The sequence below is a fragment of the Providencia sp. PROV189 genome, from assembly GCF_028480065.1.
In the GTDB taxonomy this organism is placed as follows: domain Bacteria; phylum Pseudomonadota; class Gammaproteobacteria; order Enterobacterales; family Enterobacteriaceae; genus Providencia; species Providencia stuartii.
In genome coordinates this window covers 1-2,647 of the sequence record NZ_JAMPOG010000075.1, presented here as the reverse complement: position 1 = coordinate 2,647, position 2,647 = coordinate 1, and the positions used below count along the sequence as shown (strand labels likewise).

The 2,647-nt window shown below is 41.6% G+C and carries 2 protein-coding genes; both read right to left on the bottom strand.

Annotation, left to right across the window (positions count from 1 at the left end):
• Positions 1-797: 797 nt before the first annotated feature.
• On the bottom strand, positions 798-1,238 hold the full coding sequence (locus tag PR833_RS20200) for a hypothetical protein (protein WP_015063446.1): 441 nt from the start codon (positions 1,236-1,238) through the stop codon (positions 798-800).
• Between the two features lie 637 nt (positions 1,239-1,875).
• Positions 1,876-2,520: a quinolone resistance pentapeptide repeat protein QnrD1 gene (locus tag PR833_RS20195; protein WP_012634451.1), complete on the bottom strand. Its 645-nt coding sequence runs from the start codon at positions 2,518-2,520 to the stop codon at positions 1,876-1,878.
• Positions 2,521-2,647: the final 127 nt, after the last annotated feature.

Here is a 2,647-nt window from a genome sequence, read left to right as displayed (position 1 = left end):
TTAAGAAACGATCACCCTATAAAACACCCAAATCTACGCTGAAAGTTTAGAACGGTTTTGCGGGCTTCTGAGTGCGTTTTTAACATCGTGCAAACTGACAAGTAAAACGATGCGAAATCGCTGAAAGTCACAAACTTGTTTTGTGGCAAGAAGCGATTTGACCAACCGAGTAAAACGAGGGCGGTAGGCTTTTTGTTTTTATCCTGATGAGCGTCCAGCGAAGAAAGGGAAAAACAGGGGGAGCCGAAACGAAATGACACGCCCCAGCGATGGCAAGTGAACCCCAGTGAACGTGTTTCGTTTTGGGGGCAAAGCCCCCCGTCAAGCGAAGCGTCTGACCACCACATTTTTGAGCGACCAAATACAGGGGCGAAAAAAGGGGGTGGTCAGACGAACGCAGTGAGTTTGACGGGCTTGGGTGAATGGTTTTTTTCGCAGGCGTCCAGCCGAAGAAAATAGCCAGAGGGCGGAGCCTTATGTCATTCATTTTCGTCCAGAAAATGAGTGGCATTGATACTGAAAGTATCATGGGGTGCAAGTTAGTAAAACTATGATTCTACCCATTATTTCACCCGTTATTCTGCCCGTTATACCTAAATTGGGTGCAATAACGGGTAAAGTAATAGGTAGAATAACAGGTGGATTAATGGGTAAGAAATAACACAACGTCATCTTGTGTCTATCTATTATTCTGTATCTTATTCTATGTATTATTCTACCTATTACAGACGAAATAGATAAAATAAGAGATAGAATAATAGATAGGATAATACATAAAATAATAGGTAAACCTAACGTCAGCGCACCTTTTCTTCGAGCTGTTTTAGCATCGAAATATCACCTAATAACCGTTGATTTTTACCTGTGAAAAAGATGATCGGACTGACATTTGCATTATCAATACTTCGGCTTAACTGAATTCCCATCGCCTGATAATCATCATCGTTTGTGCAATGGTATAACGCTAAAACAAGCTGACATTGTTCTGGAGTTCCGCATTCTATTGCCCAGCGGATCAACTCCGAAAAGGTCAATCCGTTCGGTTTCCAGTGTTTTTTATGCCGTGACGCTAACGCCTTAAATTTTTCACGCCCTTGATTATATTTTTCTGCCCCGATCACCGGATCTTCACAACGAACCCCTTGAACCGGTCGCTTATCAAATGACAATTCCCATAAATTTAATTCTTCGATGTATTCGTAATCTTCTGGCGATGCCAAACGAAATAATTGAGACATAGAGACACCCTCCGATCATGTGTGAACGGAGACAGTATAAGGCTTTCGAGAAATTCCGCTTCCTCGACGTGAAACAAGTTCACGCCTTGCGGCGAGCGTTGCGAATTGAATTTATGAGGTTTACCAAGCTCCAGATGTAACAAAGCCCCGTGACAGCATCACAGGGCTCTGGTACTCTAAATCTTGTGCATTCGTTGCTCAGATTAGACGTCGCAATCCAATCTTAGCAACGTGAGAGGCGCTTGTCACGTTCTCATTAAATACCAGCCAACGACATTAACCCAAATGCACCACTTGATTGACTCGGACTTAGCCCGGTCTCCGAAAGGATAAACAGGCAAATTGTGGTAGTAAAACGTACCGGAAAACGAAATTCCGGCTCTACCTCCGAATCACGCTGCGGTATCGAAAGATTACAGTGCGTACCTGATAAGAGCACCAATCAACGGACTAGGGATTTCTTGGATTGCGAAGTGTCGAAAGAAGCCCAACCTAACCAAACTTAGCCAGATTAACGAGCTAAGAGACCATGACCCAATAACTGATCATGGAGAAAAGCAAAGACAAGATGAAGATGTCGCTTCGCTCCGTTTTGATTAGTACCACATTGGGGCATTAGGCGTTTTTTACCTAGATTTTATCGGTGAACAATAACACCTAAACTCTCAACAAGCTGAAGCGCCTGCTCTCCATCCAACTTCACTCCATCTAAATTAATTCGCCTTGCATCAAGCTCGCCAAGCGCCCCACCCGTTAAATCACAACCAGTAAAATCAGCCAAAGACCAATCAAACGATGAAAACTCCCCACAAGAAAGATCGGAGCCACGAAACACGGCGCCAGTTATCACAGTGCCATTCCAGCGATTTTCCCACAGTTCGCACTTTTCTAATATGACTCTAGAAAAATTAGCGTAACTAAGATTTGTCTTGGTTATATAAGCACTACAAAACCATGACCTTGTAGTTATCATATTCATAAAATTAGCCCCTCGAAAATCAGCTCCTTGAGCTAAACACTCACTAATTTCAAGACCTAAGGCGCTAATGTTTTTAAAATTACTCATTGATAAATCGCAGCTTTTAAAGCTAGCGTTTTTTAGTTTGGCTCTATTAAAATCACACCCTTCCAAGCTATTCCTGTCGTAAAAACTACAATCAACAAATTCAGTATCAGTTAAATCAACCCCTGAAAAATCACAATTTGAAAAGGCAATATTTTTAACTCTATTCCCCGTAAATTGATCTCGTGAAAACTTTTCATTGATAAAGTGCTTTTCCATACATGCTACACCTGGTTATTTATACAGTGCAATCATTGTACATTAATTTGAACAACCTTAAACTCTAGCTAAAATTGATTCATACAATCCCTTTTATGTTAAACGGGCGAGTTAGTTAGCAAAAACC

Coding starts and splice junctions, on each gene's coding strand:
- PR833_RS20195 (WP_012634451.1), bottom strand. CDS start 2,520: ATGGAAAAGCACTTTATCAATGAAAAGTTTTCACGAGATCAATTTACG.
- PR833_RS20200 (WP_015063446.1), bottom strand. CDS start 1,238: ATGTCTCAATTATTTCGTTTGGCATCGCCAGAAGATTACGAATACATC.